Genomic DNA, 18,649 nt, shown 5'->3' with positions numbered 1-18,649 from the left:
GGTTCGCGCCGCATGAGCGGGGATCGGCGACACGGCAACGTCAACTTAGGCTAGGCTAACCTCACCAAACAGCGTACCTCGCCCGCCCTGTCCCCAGAGGAACGCCCACGTCCCCGCATCCGGGAGGATGTCGCATGCGCTCGCACCTGCTCAACGACGCGACGGCGGAGCAGTACCGACGTTCCGTCACCGAAGGAGTCGAGCGGGTGGCGCGCAGACTCGCCACCACCCGGCGCCCGTTCACCGGCGTCACCCCCGACGACCTCGCGCCGGCCGTCTCGGCCGTCGACCTCGACCGGCCCCTCGGCGACACCTCCGCCGCCCTGGAGGAGCTGGAGGACCTCTACCTCAGGGACGCGGTCTACTTCCACCACCCCCGCTACCTGGGCCACCTCAACTGCCCCGTCGTCATCCCCGCCCTGGTCGGCGAGGCCGTCCTCTCGGCGGTCAACTCCTCCCTGGACACCTGGGACCAGAGCGCCGGCGGCACCCTGATCGAGCGCCGCCTCGTCGACTGGACCGCCGACCGCGTCGGCCTCGGCCCGACCGCCGACGGCGTCTTCACCAGCGGCGGCACCCAGTCCAACCTCCAGGCACTGCTCCTCGCCCGCGAGGAGGCCAAGACCGACGACCTGACGAGGCTGCGCGTCTTCACCTCCGAGTGCAGCCACTTCAGCGTCCAGAAGTCCGCGCAGCTCCTCGGTCTCGGCCGGTCCGCCGTCGTGTCCATCCCCTGCGACGCCGACAAGCGCATGCAGAGCGTCGTCCTCGCCGCCGAGCTGGCCCGCTGCGCCGCCGAGGGCCTGGTGCCGATGGCGATCGTCGCCACGGCCGGCACCACCGACTTCGGCTCCATCGACCCGCTGCCCGAGATCGCCGCGCTGGCCGCCGAGTACGGCGCCTGGATGCACGTCGACGCCGCCTACGGCTGCGGCCTGCTCGCCTCCCCCACCCGCCGCCACCTGCTGGACGGCATCGAGCGCGCCGACTCCGTCACCGTCGACTACCACAAGTCGTTCTTCCAGCCCGTCAGCTCCTCCGCCGTCCTCGTCCGGGACGCGGCGACGCTGCGCCACGCCACCTACCACGCCGACTACCTCAACCCGCGCCACACGGTCGAGGAGCGGATCCCGAACCAGGTCGACAAGTCGCTCCAGACGACCCGCCGCTTCGACGCGCTCAAGCTCTGGCTGACGCTGCGCACCATGGGCGCCCACGGCGTCGGGCAGCTCTTCGACGAGGTGTGCGACCTGGCCTCGGACGGCTTCGACCTGCTCGCCGCCGACCCGCGCTACGACGTGGTGGTCCGGCCGTCGCTGTCCACGCTGGTCTTCCGCTACGCCCCGGCCGCCGGCGCCGACCCCGAGCAGGTCGACCGCGCCAACCTGCACGCCCGCAAGGCGCTGTTCGCCTCCGGCGAGGCCGTCGTCGCCGGCACCAAGGTCGACGGCCGCCAGTACCTGAAGTTCACCCTGCTCAACCCCGAGACGACCGCGCACGACATCGCCGCCGTCCTCGATCTGATAGCCGGCCACGCCGAGCAGTACCTGGGAGAGAACCTTGTCCACGCCTCTTGACCTGATCGGGATCGGACTGGGTCCGTTCAACCTGGGCCTGGCCTGCCTGACCGAGCCCATCGCGGAACTCGACGGCCTGTTCCTGGAGTCGAAGCCCGACTTCGAGTGGCACTCGGGGATGTTCCTGGAGGGCGCCCACCTGCAGACGCCGTTCATGTCGGACCTCGTGACGCTCGCCGACCCGACCTCGCCGTACTCCTTCCTCAACTACCTGAAGGAGAAGGGCCGACTGTACTCGTTCTACATCCGCGAGAACTTCTACCCGCTGCGCGCCGAGTACAACGACTACTGCCGCTGGGCCGCCGGGAAGCTGGACGGCGTCCGCTTCGGCACGACCGTCACCCGCGTCGAGTACGACGAGGCCGCCGAGGTGTACGAGGTCCACACGGACGGCGGCGACACCTTCCGCGCCCGCCACCTCGTACTCGGCACCGGCACCCCGCCGTACGTCCCCGAGGCATGCCGGGGCCTGGGCGGCGACCTGCTCCACAACTCCCGCTACCTGCAGGCCCGCGAGGCCCTCAAGGCCAAGCGGTCGATCACCGTCGTCGGCAGCGGCCAGAGCGCCGCGGAGATCTACCACGACCTGCTCTCCGAGATCGACGTCCACGGCTACCGGCTGAACTGGGTGACCCGCTCCCCGCGCTTCTTCCCGCTGGAGTACACCAAGCTCACCCTGGAGATGACGTCCCCCGAGTACGTCGACTACTTCCACGCCCTGCCCGAGGAGACCCGCTACCGGCTGGAGACCCAGCAGAAGGGCCTCTTCAAGGGCATCAACGGCAACCTCATCGACGCCATCTTCGACCTGCTGTACCAGAAGAGCGTCGAGAACGGCGGCCCGGTCCCCACGCGCCTGCTCACCAACTCGTCGCTGAACACCGCCTCGTACGACGAGGGGAGCGGCACCTACACCCTGGGGCTGCGCCAGGAGGAGCAGGGCAAGGACTACGAGATCCGCACCGAGGGCCTCGTCCTGGCCACCGGCTACAAGTACAGCGTCCCGGACTTCCTGGAGCCCGTACGCGACCGGCTCAAGTGGGACGGGCGCGGGCGGTTCGACATCGCCCGCAACTACGCGATCGACGTCACCGGCCGCGGGGTCTTCCTCCAGAACGCCGGCGTGCACGCCCACTCGGTCACCTCGCCGGACCTGGGCATGGGGGCGTACCGCAACTCCTACATCATCCGCGAGCTGCTGGGGACCGAGTACTACCCCGTCGAGAAGTCCATCGCGTTCCAGGAGTTCACCGTATGAGCACCACCGGCGCCTCCGGCATAGGCGCGCTCGCGTTCCGCCCGCTCGACCCGCTCGCCGACGCCGAGCTGGTGCACCGCTGGGTGACCCACCCCAAGGCGGCGTACTGGCTGATGCAGGACCACCGCCTGGAGGACGTCGAGCGGGACTACACGGCCATCGCCGCGCACCCGCACCACGACGCCTTCCTCGGCCTCCACGACGGGGAGCCGGCGTTCCTGATGGAGCGCTACGACCCCGCCGAGGTCGAGCTGGTCGGCCTGTACGACCCGCTCCCCGGCGACGTGGGCATGCACTTCCTGGTCGCCCCGACCGACACGCCCGTCCACGGCTTCACCCGCGCGGTGATCACCGCCGTGATGGCCGAGCTGTTCCGCGACCCGGCCGTGAGGCGGGTCGTCGTCGAGCCGGACGTGCGCAACACCGCCGTCCACGCCCTCAACGAGGCCGTCGGCTTCGTCCCGGTCGACAAGATCGCCAAGCCGGAGAAGGAGGCCCTGCTGAGCGTCTGCACCCGCGAGGCGTTCGAGGCCGCCGTGGGAGCCGCCCGATGAACACCGCCGACCACCGCACGGCCGACGCCGTCGCCCACCTCACCCCCGAGCGCTGGGCGCACGCCAACCGCCTCCTCGTCCGCAAGGCGCTGGCCGAGTTCTCCCACGAGCGGCTGCTCGACCCGCAGCCGCTGGGCGAGGGCCGCTACCGGGTCCTCAGCGACGACGGCGCCACCGAGTACCGCTTCACCGCCGGCCGGTTCGCCCTGGACCACTGGCAGGTGTACGCCGACTCCGTCAGCCGCCACCGCGACGGCGCCGAGCTGCCGCTCGACGCGCTGGAGTTCGTCATCGAGCTGCGCGGCGCGCTGGGCCTGAGCGACGAGATCCTCCCCGTGTACCTGGAGGAGATCTCCTCGACGCTCGCCGGCACGGCGTACAAGTCCGCCAAGCCCCGGGTGACCGCCGCCGAGCTGGCGAAGTCGGACTTCCAGGCCGTCGAGACGGGCATGACCGAGGGCCACCCCTGCTTCGTCGCCAACAACGGCCGCCTCGGCTTCGGCGGCGACGAGTACCACGCCTACGCGCCGGAGGCGGCGAGCCCGCTGCGGCTCGTCTGGCTGGCCGCGCACCGGGACCGCACCGCCTTCACGGCCGGCGAGGACGTCGAGTACGACACGTTCATCCGGTCCGAACTGGGCGACGAGGCCGTCGACCGCTTCGCCCGCACGCTCGCCGGGCGGGGCCTGGACATGGCCGACTACCTGCTGGTGCCGGTCCACCCCTGGCAGTGGTGGAACAAGCTGACGGTGACCTTCGCCGCGGAGATCGCCCGGCAGCGGCTGGTGTACCTCGGCGAGGGCGACGACGCGTACCTGGCCCAGCAGTCGATCCGCACCTTCTTCAACACCTCCGACCCGGCCAAGCACTACGTCAAGACGGCCCTGTCCGTGCTGAACATGGGCTTCATGCGGGGCCTGTCCGCCGCGTACATGGAGGCCACCCCCGCCATCAACGACTGGCTGGCGAAGCTGATCGACCGGGACGAGGTGCTGCGCGCGGCCCGCTTCTCGATCATCCGGGAGCGCGCGGCGGTCGGCTACCGGCACCTGGAGTACGAGGCGGCCACCGACCGGTACTCGCCGTACCGCAAGATGCTGGCCGCGCTGTGGCGGGAGAGCCCGGTGCCGTCCCTCGAACCGGGGCAGCGGCTGGCCACCATGGCGTCGCTGCTGCACACCGACCACGAGGGCGCCTCGTTCGCGGGCGCGCTGATCGCGGAGTCGGGGCTCGCCCCCGACCGGTGGCTGCGCCGCTACCTCGACGCGTACCTGCTGCCGATCCTGCACACCTTCTACGCGTACGACCTGGCGTGGATGCCGCACGGCGAGAACGTGATCCTCGTCATCGAGGGCGGCACGGTCCAGCGGGCGATCTTCAAGGACATCGCCGAGGAGATCGTCGTCATGGACCCGGACGCGGTGCTGCCGCCGGCCGTGGAGCGCATCCGGGCCGAGGTCCCCGAGGATCAGAAGGCGCTGTCGGTCTTCACGGACGTCTTCGACTGCTTCTTCCGCTTCCTGGGCGCCACGCTGGACGCCGAGGGCGTGCTGGACGAGGGGATGTTCTGGGCGACGGTCGCCGAGTGCGTCACGGCGTACCAGAAGTCGCGTCCGGAGCTGGCGGAGCGGTTCGCCCGGTACGACCTCTTCGCGGAGGAGTTCGCGCTCTCCTGCCTGAACCGGCTCCAGCTGCGCGACAACCGGCAGATGGTGGACCTGGCGGACCCGTCGGCGGCGCTCCAGCTGGTCGGGACGCTGCGCAACCCGCTCGCCGGACACCGCCCGTAGGGGCGTACCCGGACCGGCCGGGGCCCGGGGGGTACGGTCCTCCGCCGGGCCCCGGCCCCGTTCCGGCCGGGCCCGGCCCCGTCCCCTCCGGAGCGGCCCCTTCGCAGCCGCCGGTTTCCGGAACTGTTACTTCCGGACACAACACCCCAGAGCGAACCGTTTCCGACACCCGATCCTGAAGGCGCCTGCCCGATTCCGGGCAGTTTTCTTGCGAAACCGGCCCCTGTGCCTTCAGTATCTACGGGTGCTCGATCGCCGCCCGTCACACGACGACCTCGTCGACCACCTGGTGCGCAGCACCGCGCTCCGGCGCGGTGAGGCCGCCCGGGTGGTGCTCGACGTGCTGGCGTACTTCGACGAGACGACGGAGGAGTTCGTCCGTCGCCGTCATCGGGAACTGCAGGCGGCCGGCGCGGTGAACTCGGAGATCTTCGAGCACATCGCGGCGGAGCTGCCGCACCGCGCCGTGGCGCCGCCGGAGCTCTCGCTCCGGCAGCTGCGCCGCATCGTCTACGGCTGAACCGGCCGGACCGGTCCGGCCGGGAAACCGCCGGGCACACACCCGAGACCAGGAGGGTCACCAACTCTATGTGCGGAATCGTCGGTTACATCGGCAAGCGCGACGTCGCCCCGCTGCTGCTGGAGGGTCTGCAGCGGCTGGAGTACCGCGGGTACGACTCCGCGGGCGTCGTGATCACCGGCCCGAAGTCCTCGGGCCTGAAGATGGTCAAGGCCAAGGGCCGCGTCCGCGACCTGGAGGCGCGCGTCCCCAAGCGCTTCGCCGGCACCACCGGCATCGCCCACACCCGCTGGGCCACCCACGGCGCGCCGAGCGACCACAACGCGCACCCGCACATGGACCCCGAGAACAAGGTCGCGGTCGTCCACAACGGCATCGTCGACAACGCCGCCGAGCTGCGCGCCAAGCTGGAGGCGGACGGCGTCGTCTTCGCGTCGGAGACGGACACCGAGGTCCTCACCCACCTGATCGCCCGCTCCCAGGCGACCACCCTGGAGGAGAAGGTCCGCGAGGCGCTGAAGGTCGTCGAGGGCACCTACGGCGTCGCCGTGCTGCACGCCGACTTCAACGACCGCATCGTGGTCGCCCGCAACGGCTCCCCGGTCGTCCTCGGCATCGGCGAGAAGGAGATGTTCGTCGCCTCCGACGTCGCCGCCCTGGTCGCCCACACCCGTCAGGTCGTCACCCTGGACGACGGCGAGATGGCCACGCTGAAGGCCGACGACTTCCGCACGTACACCACGACGGGCACGCGGACCACCGCCACCCCGGAGACCGTGGAGTGGGAGGCCGCCTCCTACGACATGGGCGGCCACGACACGTACATGCACAAGGAGATCTCCGAGCAGCCCGACGCGGTGGACCGCGTGCTGCGCGGCCGCATCGACGACCGGTTCTCCACCGTCCACCTGGGCGGCCTGAACCTGGACGCCCGCGAGGCCCGCACGATCCGCCGGATCAAGATCCTGGGCTGCGGCACCTCGTACCACGCCGGCATGATCGGCGCCGGGCTCATCGAGTCCATGGCGCGCATCCCCGCCGACGCCGAGCCGGCCTCCGAGTTCCGCTACCGCAACCCGGTCGTCGACCCCGACACCCTCTACATCGCCGTCTCCCAGTCCGGTGAGACCTACGACGTGCTGGCCGCCGTCCAGGAGCTGAAGCGCAAGGGCGCCCGCGTCCTCGGCGTCGTCAACGTCGTCGGCTCGGCCATCGCCCGCGAGGCCGACGGCGGCGTGTACGTCCACGCCGGGCCGGAGGTCTGCGTGGTCTCCACCAAGTGCTTCACCAACACGGTCGTCGCCTTCGCGCTGCTCGCCCTCCACCTCGGCCGCATCCGCGACCTGTCCGTCACGGACGGCAGGCGGATCATCGAGGGCCTGCGCAGGCTGCCGGAGCAGATCAGCGAGATCCTCGAGCTGGAGGACGAGATCAAGGAGCTGGCCGCCGAGTACGCGGGCGCCCAGTCGATGATGTTCATCGGCCGGGTGCGCGGCTACCCGGTGGCGCTGGAGGCCTCCCTGAAGCTCAAGGAGATCTCGTACATCCACGCCGAGGCGTACCCGGCGTCCGAGCTGAAGCACGGCCCGCTGGCGCTGATCGAGCCGGCGCTGCCGACCGTCGCGATCGTCCCGGACGACGCTCTGCTGGAGAAGAACCGCGCCGCGCTGGAGGAGATCAAGGCCCGCAGCGGCCGCATCCTCGCCGTCGCGCACCGGGAGCAGGAGAAGGCCGACCACACGATCGTGGTGCCGAAGAACGAGGACGAGCTGGACCCGATCCTCATGGGCATCCCGCTCCAGCTGTTCGCCTACCACACGGCCCTCGCCATGGGCCGCGACATCGACAAGCCGCGCAACCTCGCCAAGTCCGTCACGGTCGAGTAAGCCGGTACGTCCCGCACGCGCCCCGGGGCCCGGGGTCCGGCCGCCTCCCGGCGCCCCGGGCCCCGGGCCCTCGGCGCCTACAGGGCCCGCAGCAGGAACGCGGTCTTGGTGTAGCTCGCGCCGGAGCACGCGTAGGAGGCCTGGGTGGCCGTGTAGGTGAACCCGGACGGCACCGAGCAGGCCCACATGCCGGTCACGGGCTTGTAGAGCAGGAACGCGGTCTTGGTGTAGCTCGCGCCGGAGCACGCGTGGCTGTTCTGCACCGCGGTGTGGGTGTACCCCGGCACGGTGGTGCACGCCCACATGCCTTCCTCGGGCGGCTGGACGTAGAACTCGGTGGTCAGGAAGCTGCCGCCCCCGGAGCAGGTGTACGAGTTGCGGACCATGGTGTACGTGTGGCCGGGCGGGACGGAGCAGGACCAGAACGCCGAGGCGGCGCCCTCGGCGACGGGCGGGGAGGCGGCGGGGGCCTTCTCCGGCGCGGAGGCGGTCCCGGCGGCCGGGACGGCCGCGACGACCGGGGCGGCCGGGGCGGAGGCGGCGGCCGGGGTGACCGCCGTGGTGACGGCGAGGGCGGCGGTGGCCGCGGCGGCGAGCAGCGTGCGCGAGGTCGTTCGCAGCATGGGAGGGCACTCCTGATCGGTCGTCCGGCGGGCGGAACCAGCGGGTGAGGGGCCGGCCGGGGGTCCGTCCCGTGCCCCGGCCGCCGCAGGGCGCGCAGGAAGACTCCCAGCGGCACCGGCCCCGGTACAAGTGCCGCTCCCCCGGGTCCGCCGCCTTCCGGCCGTCCCGGGGCCCCGGCCGACCTGCGGACCGGCCGGGGCCCCCGTCCGCTCCAGCGCGTTCGGCGGAAGCGGAACGGCGCGGACCGCGCCTCCGGCCGCCGCCCGGCCCGGTCGGCCGGTCCGGTGAGCGGATCCGGGCGCCCGGCCCGGTGGGTTCGGCCGGCTCAGTCGGCCGGGGCGTTGAAGTGCACCTCGGGGTCGGCCGCCGCGGGGCCGTCGAGCAGCGGCTGCGGAATTCCGCGCAGGTGGAGGTCGAAGAAGGCCGCCGTGTAGGCGCGGACCAGCTCCACCGCCCGCTCGGGCCGGATCGTCGACGGGGTGGGCGAGTCGTACGGGATGCCGAGCTGGTCGAAGAGGAGCGGCGCGTCGGAGAACGTCAGGTGGTCGGTGCCCTCCACGCTGATCCAGCGCTTCCAGCCGTCGAGGTTCCGCCACGCCTCGCCCCAGCTGGCGTCCTCGCCGCCGGGCAGGTGCACGTCGGTGTGGGTGCCGAGCATCATGAAGGGCCGCCCGCCGAGCCCGCCGGCCGGTACGGGGTCGCCGAACGTGCCGTCCATGTTGACGCCGGCCAGCACGCGCGCGTCCTGCGCCATCACGGAAGCGGCGGCCGCGCCGCCGAGGGAGTGGCCGGAGGCGCCGATCCGCTTGCGGTCGACGACGGCGGCGTGCCGCCAGGCGGGGCGCGGCCCGGTCAGCCGGTCCAGCAGGAACGAGACGTCCTGGCCGCGCTGCACGGTCGCCTTGCGCATGTCCTCCAGCGTCTCGGCCTTCTCGCAGGCCACACAGGTGAGCACCCGGCCGCCGGGGAAGACCGTGCCCAGCGACTCGTGGGCGTGGTCCACGAGGGCGACGACGTAGCCCCGGCTGGCGAGGTCCTCGGCGAGGGTGGTCAGCGTGTACCGGGGCCCGCCGAAGCCGGGCGACAGGACGACGAGCGGGTGCTTGCCGCGCTGCGGGCGGGCACCCGCGACGCTGTGGGTGCGGGTGGCGCTCAGCTTGGCGAGGGCGCCGGGGTCGCCGCCCCCCGCGTCCTCCAGCAGCAGCCACGCCTCGCGCGGGCCCGCGTACGGGGCGGGGGTGCCGGCGGCGGACCGCGCCGGGTAGTACAGGTCCACCATCAGCTCGCGGGGCCGCTCGGGCACCCACAGGTCGGCGCGCGACCGGTCGACGAGGTGGAGGGTCTCCCGTCCGACCGGGGAGGCGCCGGTGGGCCGGGGCAGCAGCACCCCCCGGACGGACTGCGGGGCGGCGGCGGGCTGGGCCTGGGCGACCGCCGGAGCGGCGGTGGCGGCGGGCTGGGCCTGGGCGACCGCCGGAGCGGGGGTGAGGGCGAGGAGGAGGGCCGCGGCGGCGGCCGTACGCAGGGTGCGTGGCGACGTCATGGGGAGGACGCTAGGCCGGGGCCGGGGCCCCGCGCGTCAGTCCTCCGTCCGGACCCGGTCCGCCCGGTGGCCGACTATCCCGTAGTCCCTGAGTCGGTTGACGGATCGTCGGCGTACGACCGGGGTGGCAGCCGGAGCCGCGGGAGCGCTGCGGCGCACCGGCCGCGCGGGTGCCCGCCGGCCCGTCCGCGCCCGGGGGACCTCCCGCGGCGCGGGAGGAGTGCGGGACGGCGGACGGCCCGCCCCCGCGGGCGGGACCTTCGTCGGGGCTCCGGTCCGGGCCGGCAGGCGGGGCGCCGGTCCCCGTACGGCGAGGCGGGGCCGCTCGGCCGGGGCCGCGCACTCCGCGCGAGCGCCCCGCCCGCGGAGGACGGGCGCGGGGAGGCGGGGCGGGGGCGGACCCGCCGGAGGTGGCGCGGAAGGCGGGCGCACCGCAGGGACCCGTACGGAGGAGCCCGCACGGGAGGGGCCGGCGCGGGGGCTGTCGGCGCGGAAGAGGCGGACGCGGGGAAGCGGGCGCGGGCGGGGCGCGGGGCGGCCCTCTCCGGAAGCGGGTCCGCGGGCGGCCCTCCCCCGGGGCGGCCCGCCCGCCGAGGGCTCCGGGCGCGGTCACACCGCCCTCCGCCCCCATCGGCTCTTCACAAGCACACAAGTCTCTCGGGCGGTGGCTTGATTTATTCGTGAACTATTTGAGATGCGCTACGGGATGACGACGACGGGCCGCTGCGCACGGCGCGCGAGCCGGCCGGCGACGGAGCCGAAGACGCGCCCGACGACGCCCTGCGTGGAGCCGACGACGATGGCGTCGGCGCAGTACTCCCGGCCGACCTCCTCCAGCTCGTGGCAGATGTCGCCGCCGCGCTCGACGAGGATCCAGGGCACCTCGGACAGATGGTCGGCGCAGGCCAGCTCCAGCCCCAGGAGCTCGGTGCGGTGGTCGGGCACGTCGACGAAGACCGGGGGCTCGCAGCCGGCCCACACGGTCGTGGGGAGCCGGTTCGCGACGTGCACGATGATCAGACCGGAGCCGGAGCGGCGCGCCATGCCGACCGCGTACGCGAGCGCCCGCTCGCTGGAGGTCGACCCGTCGAAGCCGACCACGACGCCGTGCCGGAAAGCGGGGTCACACGCGTGACGCGCGTCTGCCGCCGCCAGGGGGTCCACCGCCGAATCGGCGATCCGCCTGCGGTCGGCTGGTTCGGGGAGTTCGTGACCGGCCATGGGTGTCTCGGCGAAGAGGGTCCTCGTGGGAAGGGGCAGGGCGTCCGGCGGTGGGGGCTGCGTCCGGGAATGCCTCTTCCCGGCCCCACACCCTCAAGGGTACGGCGCCGCCCTTCTCCCGCCCAGGGTCGCCGCGGTGCCCGCGGCGACCCAGGGAGCATGCACGAGCCCGTTGCCCGGCGCAACGCCGGTTGGCCCCTACAGCGGTCCCGGCCGGCCGCCCGGACCCGGTCCGCGAGCCCCTTCCGGAGCGGTCCCGCGGGCCCCCTCGGCGCCTCCGTCCGCCCGGTGCGGTGCGGGGCGCGGCCCGCCGGGTGGCCCACGGGGCGCGGGAGGAACGGCCCGGTTCTCCTGGGCCGCCGACCCCTCGCCCGGACATCCCGCCGACCCGCCCGCCGGCCGCCCGCCGGGCGGGCGCGGCCGGGGCGGGCGCGGCCGGGCGCCGGACGAAGCGCCCCGTCGAGGGCCCGGTCCCTCCCGGGGCGGCACCCCTCCCGCCGCCCGGTGTCGCCCCGGCACCCTCGGCACCCCCGCCCCGGATCCGGGCCCGGGCCCACCGCGCCGCACGGCCCCCGCGCCGGACCGCTCCTGCGGCGGGGCGCGTGCCGCGCCGGGTCGCGGGTAGGGGCGCTACGGGCGCCGACGGGGGCCGCCGGGGGCGTGCCACGGCCCTCGCGCTGCAAGCGGGGGCGCCGCGCGCGCTGCCGAGCCCAAGGATTCGCACAGGCGGACCCATATGTTTTCAGCCAACTTCAGCGAACCCGTCTATCCTTACCGGAATGGCCTGCGGGCCCCCTTGCCACCTGCGGGATAAGGGCCGCAGGGGTCTCGCGCACCCTACGCGGATGGGCCATGAGCGCGGGACGCCCTTCCCTGGGGGCCCCGAGGTGCAACGCTTCGTGATCGAATGCTTCGCGCCAAGTTGCCTTGTCGACATAGCGCCGGATGCGGAACTTGGCACTCCGGCGCTTCGGGACCCAGTAGATTCGATCATGACTAGTCGGAGAACGGGGTCTCGTGCAAAACCGAGGGGAAACGTGCAGGAGCGACAGGACCTAGGAGACGCGAACACCGAGGGGGGCTTAGCGTCATGAGCCAGGACTCCGCCGCACCGGAGACCGGACGCAGACTGTCCGGGCGCCGCCGTCGCGAGGTCGTCGCCGTCATGCTGTTCAGCGGCGGCCCCATCTTCGAGAGTTCCATCCCACTTTCGGTGTTCGGGGTTGACCGCCAGGACGCCGGAGTCCCGCGCTACAGGCTGCTGGTCTGCGCGGGCGAGGAAGGGCCATTGCGCACGACCGGGGGACTCGAACTCTCCGCACCGTACGGCCTGGAGGCGATCAGCAGAGCGGGCACCGTCGTCGTGCCGGCATGGCGGTCGATCACGTCGCCGCCGCCCGCCGAGGCGCTCGACGCGCTGCGCCGCGCGCACGAGGAGGGCGCCAGGATCGTCAGCCTGTGCACCGGCGCCTTCGTACTGGCCGCCGCCGGTTTACTGGACGGGCGGCCCGCCACCACGCACTGGATGTACGCGCCGACGCTCGCCAAGCGCTACCCGTCGGTCCACGTGGACCCGCGGGAGCTGTTCGTCGACGACGGCGACGTGCTGACGTCCGCGGGGACGGCGGCCGGCATCGACCTGTGCCTTCACATAGTGCGGACCGACCACGGCACGGAGGCCGCCGGCGCGCTCGCCCGGCGACTCGTCGTGCCGCCGCGCCGCACCGGGGGCCAGGAGCGGTACCTGGACCGGTCCCTGCCCGAGGAGATCGGCGCCGACCCGCTGGCCGAGGTGGTGGCGTGGGCGCTGGAGCACCTCCACGAGCAGTTCGACGTGGAGACGCTCGCCGCCCGGGCGTACATGAGCCGGCGGACCTTCGACCGGAGGTTCCGCTCGCTCACCGGCAGCGCGCCGCTGCAGTGGCTGATCACCCAGCGGGTGCTCCAGGCCCAGCGGCTGCTGGAGACCTCCGACTACTCGGTCGACGAGGTCGCCGGGCGCTGCGGCTTCCGCTCGCCCGTGGCGCTGCGCGGCCACTTCCGGCGCCAGTTGGGCTCGTCCCCGGCCGCGTACCGGGCCGCCTACCGGGCGCGCCGCCCGCAGGGCGACGGGGTGCCGCCGGTCGCCGAGCCGGTCGTGCCGCCGCAGGGCGGGCACGGCCCCGGTCTGCGGCGTCCCGCGGCGGTCGGCGTGGGCGGCGGCGAGCCGGGCAAGCAGCACGTGGACGCGCTGACGTCCGGCCGGGCCTCGCTGCCGGGCCAGCGCAGCGCGCCGTAGTCGCACGGCACGTCCCGGAGGGGCCGCCGGTGAGGGGGCGCGAGACCGCCCCGCCACCCGGCGGCCCCTTTAAGGTGGACGCATGAACGATCGCATGGTGTGGATCGACTGCGAGATGACCGGGCTCTCGCTGGCGGACGACGCACTCATCGAGGTGGCCGCGCTGGTCACCGACTCGGAACTGAACGTGCTCGGCGAAGGCGTGGACATCGTCGTCCGCCCGCCGGACGCGGCGCTGGAGACGATGCCGGACGTGGTGCGCGAGATGCACACCGCTTCCGGGCTCCTCGACGAGCTCGCGGGCGGCACCACCCTCGCGGACGCGGAGGCGCGGGTCATGGCGTACGTCCGCGAGCACGTCAAGGAGCCCGGCAGGGCGCCGCTGTGCGGCAACTCCGTCGGCACCGACCGGGGCTTCCTCGCGCGGGACATGCCCGCGCTGGAGAAGTACCTCCACTACCGGATCGTCGACGTCTCCTCCGTCAAGGAGCTGGCGCGCCGCTGGTATCCGAGGGCGTACTACAACAGCCCGGAGAAGAACGGCAGCCACCGGGCGCTCTCCGACATCCGCGAGTCCATCGCGGAGCTGCGGTACTACCGCGAGGCGATCTTCGTCCCGCAGCCCGGCCCCGACTCGGACACGGCGAAGACCATCGCGGCCCGCCACGTCCTCCCCGCGGAACCCGCCGGATAGGGGCGGCGCACGACTCCGGGCGCCCCCGGGCGGACCGCGCGGAAACGGGTGCGCGAGCACCCTCCCGGACCCTGTACACTTTTTCTCGGCCGGTCAGGAGAAGGACCGGTCGCGGTGGGTGTAGCTCAGCTGGTAGAGCACCTGGTTGTGGTCCAGGATGTCGCGGGTTCGAGTCCCGTCACTCACCCTGATCGAGAAGGGCCGGTCCGCGAGGGCCGGCCCTTCCCCGTTCCCGCCCGTGCGGACGGCGCACCGCCCGCCCCGCTTCCGGGCCGCGTGCCCGGACGGTCACGCCGGCCGCCGCCCGCGCCGGGCCCGGGGCGGGCACCCGCGCACCGTCCCCGTCCGACCGCGGCGCGAGCGGTTCACCCGGCTCCCGGCGGCCCCGCGCGTCCCGGTGTGACGGCCCCTCAGTCGAACCACTCCAGCCACTGGCCGTGCGGGCTGCCGAGGGCCACCGGCCGCTCGTCCAGGGCCAGGGCGAAGACCGCGCGGTCCGCGGACACCGCGCGGGGCAGCCGCGCCTCCACGGACGGGAAGAGGCGCGGCGACTCGTTGGAGATCCAGTGGCCGGGCAGGCTCCGCACCGTCTCGGTGAAGGCCTCCCGCTCCGCGTCGGACAGGTAGGGCATCACCGCGCTGTGGAAGACCACCGGCGTGGCGCCCCGGGGCACTCGGGCGACCAGCTCCCGCACCGTCCGGTTGAGGTCGCCGCGGACCAGGTGCGGGGGCTCGGCCCGGACGATCCGGACGGCGTCGCGCAGCCGGTCGAGCCGGTGGGTCTGCTCCGGCCAGATCAGGCACTCCAGCCAGCGGACCTGGTCGGCGTCGCGGACGTCGAGCGGGTTCAGGTCGACGCCGGCCCGCCAGACGACGGAAGGCGGCCGCTCGGGGAAGGGCACGGGGCCGGTGGTGCGGCAGGGCAGGGAGACGGGGCTGTCGGCCGGGCCGAGCGGGGGGCGCTCGTCGTACCGGTACCGGTACCGGTCCGGGTACAGGCACAGGCCCGCCGAGGCGCCCACCTCGATCAGGGCGAGCGGCTGGGGCAGGGACGCCAGGAGCGGCAGCAGCACGGCGCACCGGCCGGCCTCGTTGGTCTGCGTGCGGTGCCGCAGCACGGTCGCGCGCACACGGTCCCAGTGGGTGATGAGCCACGTCCGGAAGACCGGGTAGTCCCCGACGGGTCCGCCCAGGAACCGCACGGACGCCAGCAGCAGGTTCGGCTGCCGCTTCGGCTGGGGCAGCCCCTCGATCAGGGCGATCAGCTCCGGGTCGCCGGCGATCCGCTCCGCCGTCTCCTCGTAGACCGCGGAGTGCCCGCGGACCTCTCTCACCACGAAGCGCCTGTACTGCTCTGCAACGTCCATCGTCCGCCCTCCGTCGGACCGATCCTGGCAGGCGGAGGGCTCCGCGAGAAGAAGCGGAACCCACACTGTCCTGAACCCGCGGCCCGCCCGGCCCCTCCCGCGCGGCCCGCCGGGCGGCCCGGCCGCGCCGCCGGGAAGTCGCCGAAGCCGCCTGACCTCGGGTCAGGACGCCTCCGCGGCACCGCCGTTCACCCAGCCGGGCCGGGAGGCCGCGGGGGGAGGGAGGCGGACGCCGTACGGGACGGGCCGCGCCCGTGCTGGTCGCGGAAGACCGAGGGCGGCGGCTGCGGGGAGTCCTTCGCGGCGGCGTCCGTCACCGGGGCGGCGCCTCCCGTGAAATCGGCCAGCGCCCGCCCGTGCTCGACCCGGCCCGGGTGCGGGTCGCCCGCCACGCGGCGGGTGAACTCCGCGACGGGCAGCGGCGCGGCGGAGGCCAGCAGGACGGCGTTGCCGAAGCGGCGGCCGCGCAGGACCACCGGATCGGCGGCGAGCGCCAGTTCGGGGAAGAGGGCGGCCGCGGTGGCGATCTGACCGCGCAGGTGGGTCAGCGGCGGCCCGTCGGCGAGGTTCGCGGCGTACTGCCCGCCGGGTCCGAGGACGCGCCGCACCTCGGTGAGGAACCCGGTGCTGGTGAGGTGCGCGGGGGTGCGGGCGCCGCTGAACACGTCCGCGACCACCAGGTCCGCCCAGCCGTCCGGCAGCCTGGCGAGTCCGGCCCGGGCGTCGCCGCCGCGCACCCGTATCCGGGCGGCCGGGTCGAGCGGCAGGACCCGCCGCACGAACCGCACGAGCGGCGCGTCGATCTCCACGACCTGCTGGGTGGAGCGGGGCCGGGTGGCGGCGACGTACCGGGCGAGGGTGAACGCCCCGCCGCCGAGGTGCACGGCGCGCAGGGGGCGCCCGGACGGGGCGGCGAGGTCGACGACGTGGCCGAGGCGGCGCTGGTACGCGAAGTCGAGGCGCGCGGGGTCGTCGAGGTCGACGTGCGACTGCGGGGCCCCGTCGACGAGCAGCGTCCACGCCCGCGGCCGCTCCCGGTCGGGCACCAGCTCGGCGACGCCGCCGTCGACGACCTCGCTGACCGTCTCCGCCGCCCGCCCGCCCTGCCGCCTGTTCCTCGCCACCCGCCCATTATCGGCGGGGCGGGCGCGGTGCGCGCCCGGCGGGGCGGGCCCCGGCGCGCGGTCAGCCGCAGTCGTCGGCGGCCCTGAGCAGGCGGGCCGCCTCGCCGAGGGCCTCGCGCAGCAGCGCCGGGTCGGTGACCGGGTCCGCGTCGGCCGGCGGGAGGAGCCAGCCGCTGCCGGGCACCGGCGGCTCCGGCACCGCGCCCCCCGGGGCGGCCGGGCCGCCGGGCAGGCGCAGACCGCGCCCGTCCGTCCGCGTGCAGGCGCTGCCCGGGACGTCCCAGTCGGCGGCCGTGCCCGGCGGGACGACGAAGCCGAGCGTGTCGCCGGCGCCGTCGTGCAGGACCGGGCCGACCGCCGGGGCACCGCGGCGCAGGATGTCGACCGCCTCCAGTCCCTGGCGGGCGGGGACCGTCACCAGGTCGCACGCCTGGTCCACGGGGTGCTCCCGGACCCGGGCGCCGCCCTCCCGCCCCGCCGGGGGGCGTGCGCTCTCGTCCCGTGTGGGCGCGTGCCGCAGGGTGGTCTGCGGCTCGCCTTCGTCGCGCGGGCCGGCCTCCGTGACGACCTCCGACAAGGGGTCCCCTCCTCGCTCGGGTTTCCGGACGGGGCGCGTCGCACCCCTCCGCACGATTCAACGGCGCCGGGCGTCAACGGCTACGGCGATATCTCGCCGCAAAGGATGGCGCTTCATGGCGGATAGCGGATGAGACATCCGTTGTGCAACCAAACCGGGGACGGGGGTCTCACCGCGGCGGGTGCGTCCGTGCTCCGCCGGAGCATCGGCAGCGCGTAGGAGAGGGCTCACCGTGGCCTCGTCGCGGGCGGTTCCGAACCTCGCCTTCCGCCGCCTGCGGGGGCGGCGCTCCCCCGCGGAGTTCGCCGCCGCGGTACGCCGGGCCGCCCGGGAGATCGGGGAGCGGGCGGCGTGCCGGGAGGCGCTGGGGCGGGCGCACTCCCTCTTCGGGCGCGGGCCCTCGGACGCGGACCCGGAGTGGATGTCGTTCTTCGGGGAGCCGGAACTGGAGTTCCTGGAGGCCCGGTGCTGGTCGCTGCTGGGCGATCCGGCCCGCGCGGTGCGCCACGCCCGCCGGGCGGCCGCACTGGACGACCCGCACTTCGCCAGGAACCTCGCCTTGTACCGCGCCCGGCTCGCCGCCGACCTCGCCCGGGACGGCGCCCCGGAGGAGGCGGCGGCGGTCGGCGGCCGGGTGCCGGGTGCTGGGCCTGCTCGGCGACGTCCGGTCGGCCCGCGTCGAGTCGATGCTCGCCGGGACGGCCCGCCTCCTGCACCCCCACCGGACCGCCCCGCGGGTCGCCGCGTTCCTCGCCCGCCGCCGCCCCCTGGCGCCCCGTCGGGGCGGGACGCAGCCGGCGCCCGCGGCCGGAACCACCCGCCTCCCGGTCCCCCGCCGGGACGGGGCGGGGCGACGGCCCGGGGGCGGCCGGGTGGGGCGGGGGCGGCCTGGCGGGGCGGGGTCACCCCTCCAGATGGCCCGTGTCGTTCCAACGGGCGATCGCGGGCACGCCGTGCGCCCAGCCGAGGGCCGACAGGCTCGCCGGGTCGAGGTGGACGCGGGCGCCGAACCCGATGTCCTCGCCCAGCCAGCGCGCCGCGACCGCCCGCAGGAAGTGGCCGTGGGCGAACAGCAGGACGTCGCGGTCGGCGGAGCGGGCCCACTCCACCACCCCGTCGGCGCGAGCCGACACCTGCGCCGGGGTCTCGCCCTCCGGGACGCCGTCGCGCCAGACCAGCCAACCGGGCCGGGACGCGCGGATCTCGGCGGAGGTCAGGCCCTCGTACGCGCCGTAGTCCCACTCCACGAGCGCGTCCCACTCCTCGGCGCGGTCGCCGAAGCCGGCCAGGTCGCAGGTCTCGCGCGCCCGTACGAGCGGGCTCGTCCGCACCTCGTACCCCTCCAGGCCCGCCCAGGGGCCGCGGCGCAGCCGCTCCCCCCAGCAGCCCGGCGCCCCGCCGGCCCGCCGCGAGGAGGGGGACGTCCGTCCGGCCGGTGTGCCTGCCGAGCAGCGACCACTCGGTCTGACCGTGCCGGGCGAGCAGGATACGGGGTGCCATGGGGCTTGCTCCTGGGGGGACTCGGGGCGGGAGGCCGCACGCGGCGGCGCGTGCGGCCGGGTACCCGCCATCATCGCGTACACGCGCGGAGCGGCCGGGGAGGAGGGGAGGCGGTCCCGTCTGTCGGTGGTGGATG

13 protein-coding genes, 1 tRNA gene and 2 pseudogenes are annotated in these 18,649 nt (G+C 74.5%); 9 read left to right on the top strand and 7 right to left on the bottom strand.

Going from position 1 to position 18,649, the window contains the following annotated elements; translation table 11 throughout:
* Positions 1-134 precede the first annotated feature (134 nt).
* The 6 genes from LUW75_RS16405 to glmS all read left to right on the top strand — a co-directional run bounded on the left by LUW75_RS16405 (position 135) and on the right by glmS (position 7,585).
* Positions 135-1,577, top strand: coding sequence for a pyridoxal phosphate-dependent decarboxylase family protein (locus LUW75_RS16405; RefSeq protein ID WP_250336282.1), 1,443 nt, complete (start codon positions 135-137; stop codon positions 1,575-1,577).
* The gene (locus LUW75_RS16400) at positions 1,561-2,835 is read left to right on the top strand and encodes a lysine N(6)-hydroxylase/L-ornithine N(5)-oxygenase family protein (RefSeq protein ID WP_250336281.1); all 1,275 of its coding nucleotides are present in this window, start codon (positions 1,561-1,563) and stop codon (positions 2,833-2,835) included. The genes LUW75_RS16405 and LUW75_RS16400 overlap by 17 nt, the downstream gene beginning before the upstream one ends.
* Entirely contained in the window at positions 2,832-3,389 is a 558-nt protein-coding gene (locus LUW75_RS16395) for a GNAT family N-acetyltransferase (protein ID WP_250336280.1), read from the top strand. Before LUW75_RS16400 ends, LUW75_RS16395 begins: the two co-directional genes overlap by 4 nt.
* Complete coding sequence (locus tag LUW75_RS16390) at positions 3,386-5,179, top strand: IucA/IucC family protein (RefSeq protein ID WP_250336279.1); 1,794 nt, start codon at positions 3,386-3,388, stop codon at positions 5,177-5,179. Before LUW75_RS16395 ends, LUW75_RS16390 begins: the two co-directional genes overlap by 4 nt.
* 244 nt (positions 5,180-5,423) lie before the next feature.
* A complete protein-coding gene (locus LUW75_RS16385) occupies positions 5,424-5,699 on the top strand; it encodes a hypothetical protein (protein ID WP_250336278.1) in 276 nt (91 codons plus the stop codon).
* Positions 5,700-5,767: 68 nt separating this feature from the next.
* Positions 5,768-7,585 (top strand): glutamine--fructose-6-phosphate transaminase (isomerizing), encoded by a 1,818-nt coding sequence (glmS, locus tag LUW75_RS16380; protein WP_250336277.1) that lies wholly within the window; start codon positions 5,768-5,770, stop codon positions 7,583-7,585.
* A 77-nt stretch (positions 7,586-7,662) separates the two neighbouring features.
* Here glmS and LUW75_RS16375 read toward each other — a convergent pair whose 3' ends face one another.
* The 3 genes from LUW75_RS16375 to LUW75_RS16365 form a co-directional block, all read right to left on the bottom strand.
* Positions 7,663-8,208 carry a hypothetical protein gene (locus LUW75_RS16375; protein WP_250336276.1) on the bottom strand — a complete coding sequence of 182 codons (546 nt, stop codon included), beginning with the start codon at positions 8,206-8,208 and terminating at the stop codon, positions 7,663-7,665.
* 326 nt (positions 8,209-8,534) lie between these two features.
* A complete protein-coding gene (locus LUW75_RS16370; RefSeq protein ID WP_250336275.1) occupies positions 8,535-9,752 on the bottom strand; it encodes an alpha/beta hydrolase family protein in 1,218 nt (405 codons plus the stop codon).
* A gap of 699 nt (positions 9,753-10,451) precedes the next feature.
* Positions 10,452-10,973 (bottom strand): universal stress protein, encoded by a 522-nt coding sequence (locus LUW75_RS16365; RefSeq protein ID WP_250336274.1) that lies wholly within the window; start codon positions 10,971-10,973, stop codon positions 10,452-10,454.
* Positions 10,974-12,063: 1,090 nt separating this feature from the next.
* Here LUW75_RS16365 and LUW75_RS16360 point away from each other — a divergent pair.
* From LUW75_RS16360 to LUW75_RS16350, 3 genes are all read left to right on the top strand, one after another.
* The gene (locus LUW75_RS16360) at positions 12,064-13,251 is read left to right on the top strand and encodes a helix-turn-helix domain-containing protein (RefSeq protein WP_250336273.1); all 1,188 of its coding nucleotides are present in this window, start codon (positions 12,064-12,066) and stop codon (positions 13,249-13,251) included.
* A gap of 82 nt (positions 13,252-13,333) precedes the next feature.
* Entirely contained in the window at positions 13,334-13,945 is a 612-nt protein-coding gene (gene orn, locus LUW75_RS16355; protein WP_250336272.1) for an oligoribonuclease, read from the top strand.
* A 114-nt stretch (positions 13,946-14,059) separates the two neighbouring features.
* Positions 14,060-14,132 (top strand) — tRNA-His (locus LUW75_RS16350).
* A gap of 223 nt (positions 14,133-14,355) precedes the next feature.
* On the opposite strand, the gene LUW75_RS16345 is transcribed toward LUW75_RS16350, so the two are convergent.
* From LUW75_RS16345 to LUW75_RS16325, 4 genes and pseudogenes are all read right to left on the bottom strand, one after another.
* Positions 14,356-15,312, bottom strand: coding sequence for a DUF2332 domain-containing protein (locus LUW75_RS16345; protein ID WP_250336271.1), 957 nt, complete (start codon positions 15,310-15,312; stop codon positions 14,356-14,358).
* Between the two features lie 263 nt (positions 15,313-15,575).
* Positions 15,576-16,436: pseudogene (locus tag LUW75_RS16340) on the bottom strand (spermidine synthase); the annotation flags it as partial.
* 61 nt (positions 16,437-16,497) lie between these two features.
* A complete protein-coding gene (locus tag LUW75_RS16335; protein WP_250336269.1) occupies positions 16,498-17,013 on the bottom strand; it encodes a hypothetical protein in 516 nt (171 codons plus the stop codon).
* Positions 17,014-17,915: 902 nt separating this feature from the next.
* Positions 17,916-18,513, bottom strand: a pseudogene (locus LUW75_RS16325) (histidine phosphatase family protein).
* Positions 18,514-18,649 lie beyond the last annotated feature (136 nt).

It is taken from the genome of Streptomyces sp. MRC013, assembly GCF_023614235.1.
Classification (GTDB): domain Bacteria; phylum Actinomycetota; class Actinomycetes; order Streptomycetales; family Streptomycetaceae; genus Streptomyces.
Note: the sequence above shows the minus strand (reverse complement) of the source record. Positions and strands in the feature narration are given on the sequence as shown.

Bases quoted from the DNA above. Each gene is read 5' to 3' on its own strand.
- LUW75_RS16365 (WP_250336274.1), bottom strand. From the start codon at position 10,973: ATGGCCGGTCACGAACTCCCCGAACCAGCCGACCGCAGGCGGATCGCC.
- LUW75_RS16345 (WP_250336271.1), bottom strand. From the start codon at position 15,312: ATGGACGTTGCAGAGCAGTACAGGCGCTTCGTGGTGAGAGAGGTCCGC.
- LUW75_RS16395 (WP_250336280.1), top strand. From the start codon at position 2,832: ATGAGCACCACCGGCGCCTCCGGCATAGGCGCGCTCGCGTTCCGCCCG.
- LUW75_RS16360 (WP_250336273.1), top strand. From the start codon at position 12,064: ATGAGCCAGGACTCCGCCGCACCGGAGACCGGACGCAGACTGTCCGGG.
- LUW75_RS16370 (WP_250336275.1), bottom strand. From the start codon at position 9,752: ATGACGTCGCCACGCACCCTGCGTACGGCCGCCGCCGCGGCCCTCCTC.
- glmS (WP_250336277.1), top strand. From the start codon at position 5,768: ATGTGCGGAATCGTCGGTTACATCGGCAAGCGCGACGTCGCCCCGCTG.
- LUW75_RS16375 (WP_250336276.1), bottom strand. From the start codon at position 8,208: ATGCTGCGAACGACCTCGCGCACGCTGCTCGCCGCCGCGGCCACCGCC.
- LUW75_RS16390 (WP_250336279.1), top strand. From the start codon at position 3,386: ATGAACACCGCCGACCACCGCACGGCCGACGCCGTCGCCCACCTCACC.
- LUW75_RS16405 (WP_250336282.1), top strand. From the start codon at position 135: ATGCGCTCGCACCTGCTCAACGACGCGACGGCGGAGCAGTACCGACGT.
- orn (WP_250336272.1), top strand. From the start codon at position 13,334: ATGAACGATCGCATGGTGTGGATCGACTGCGAGATGACCGGGCTCTCG.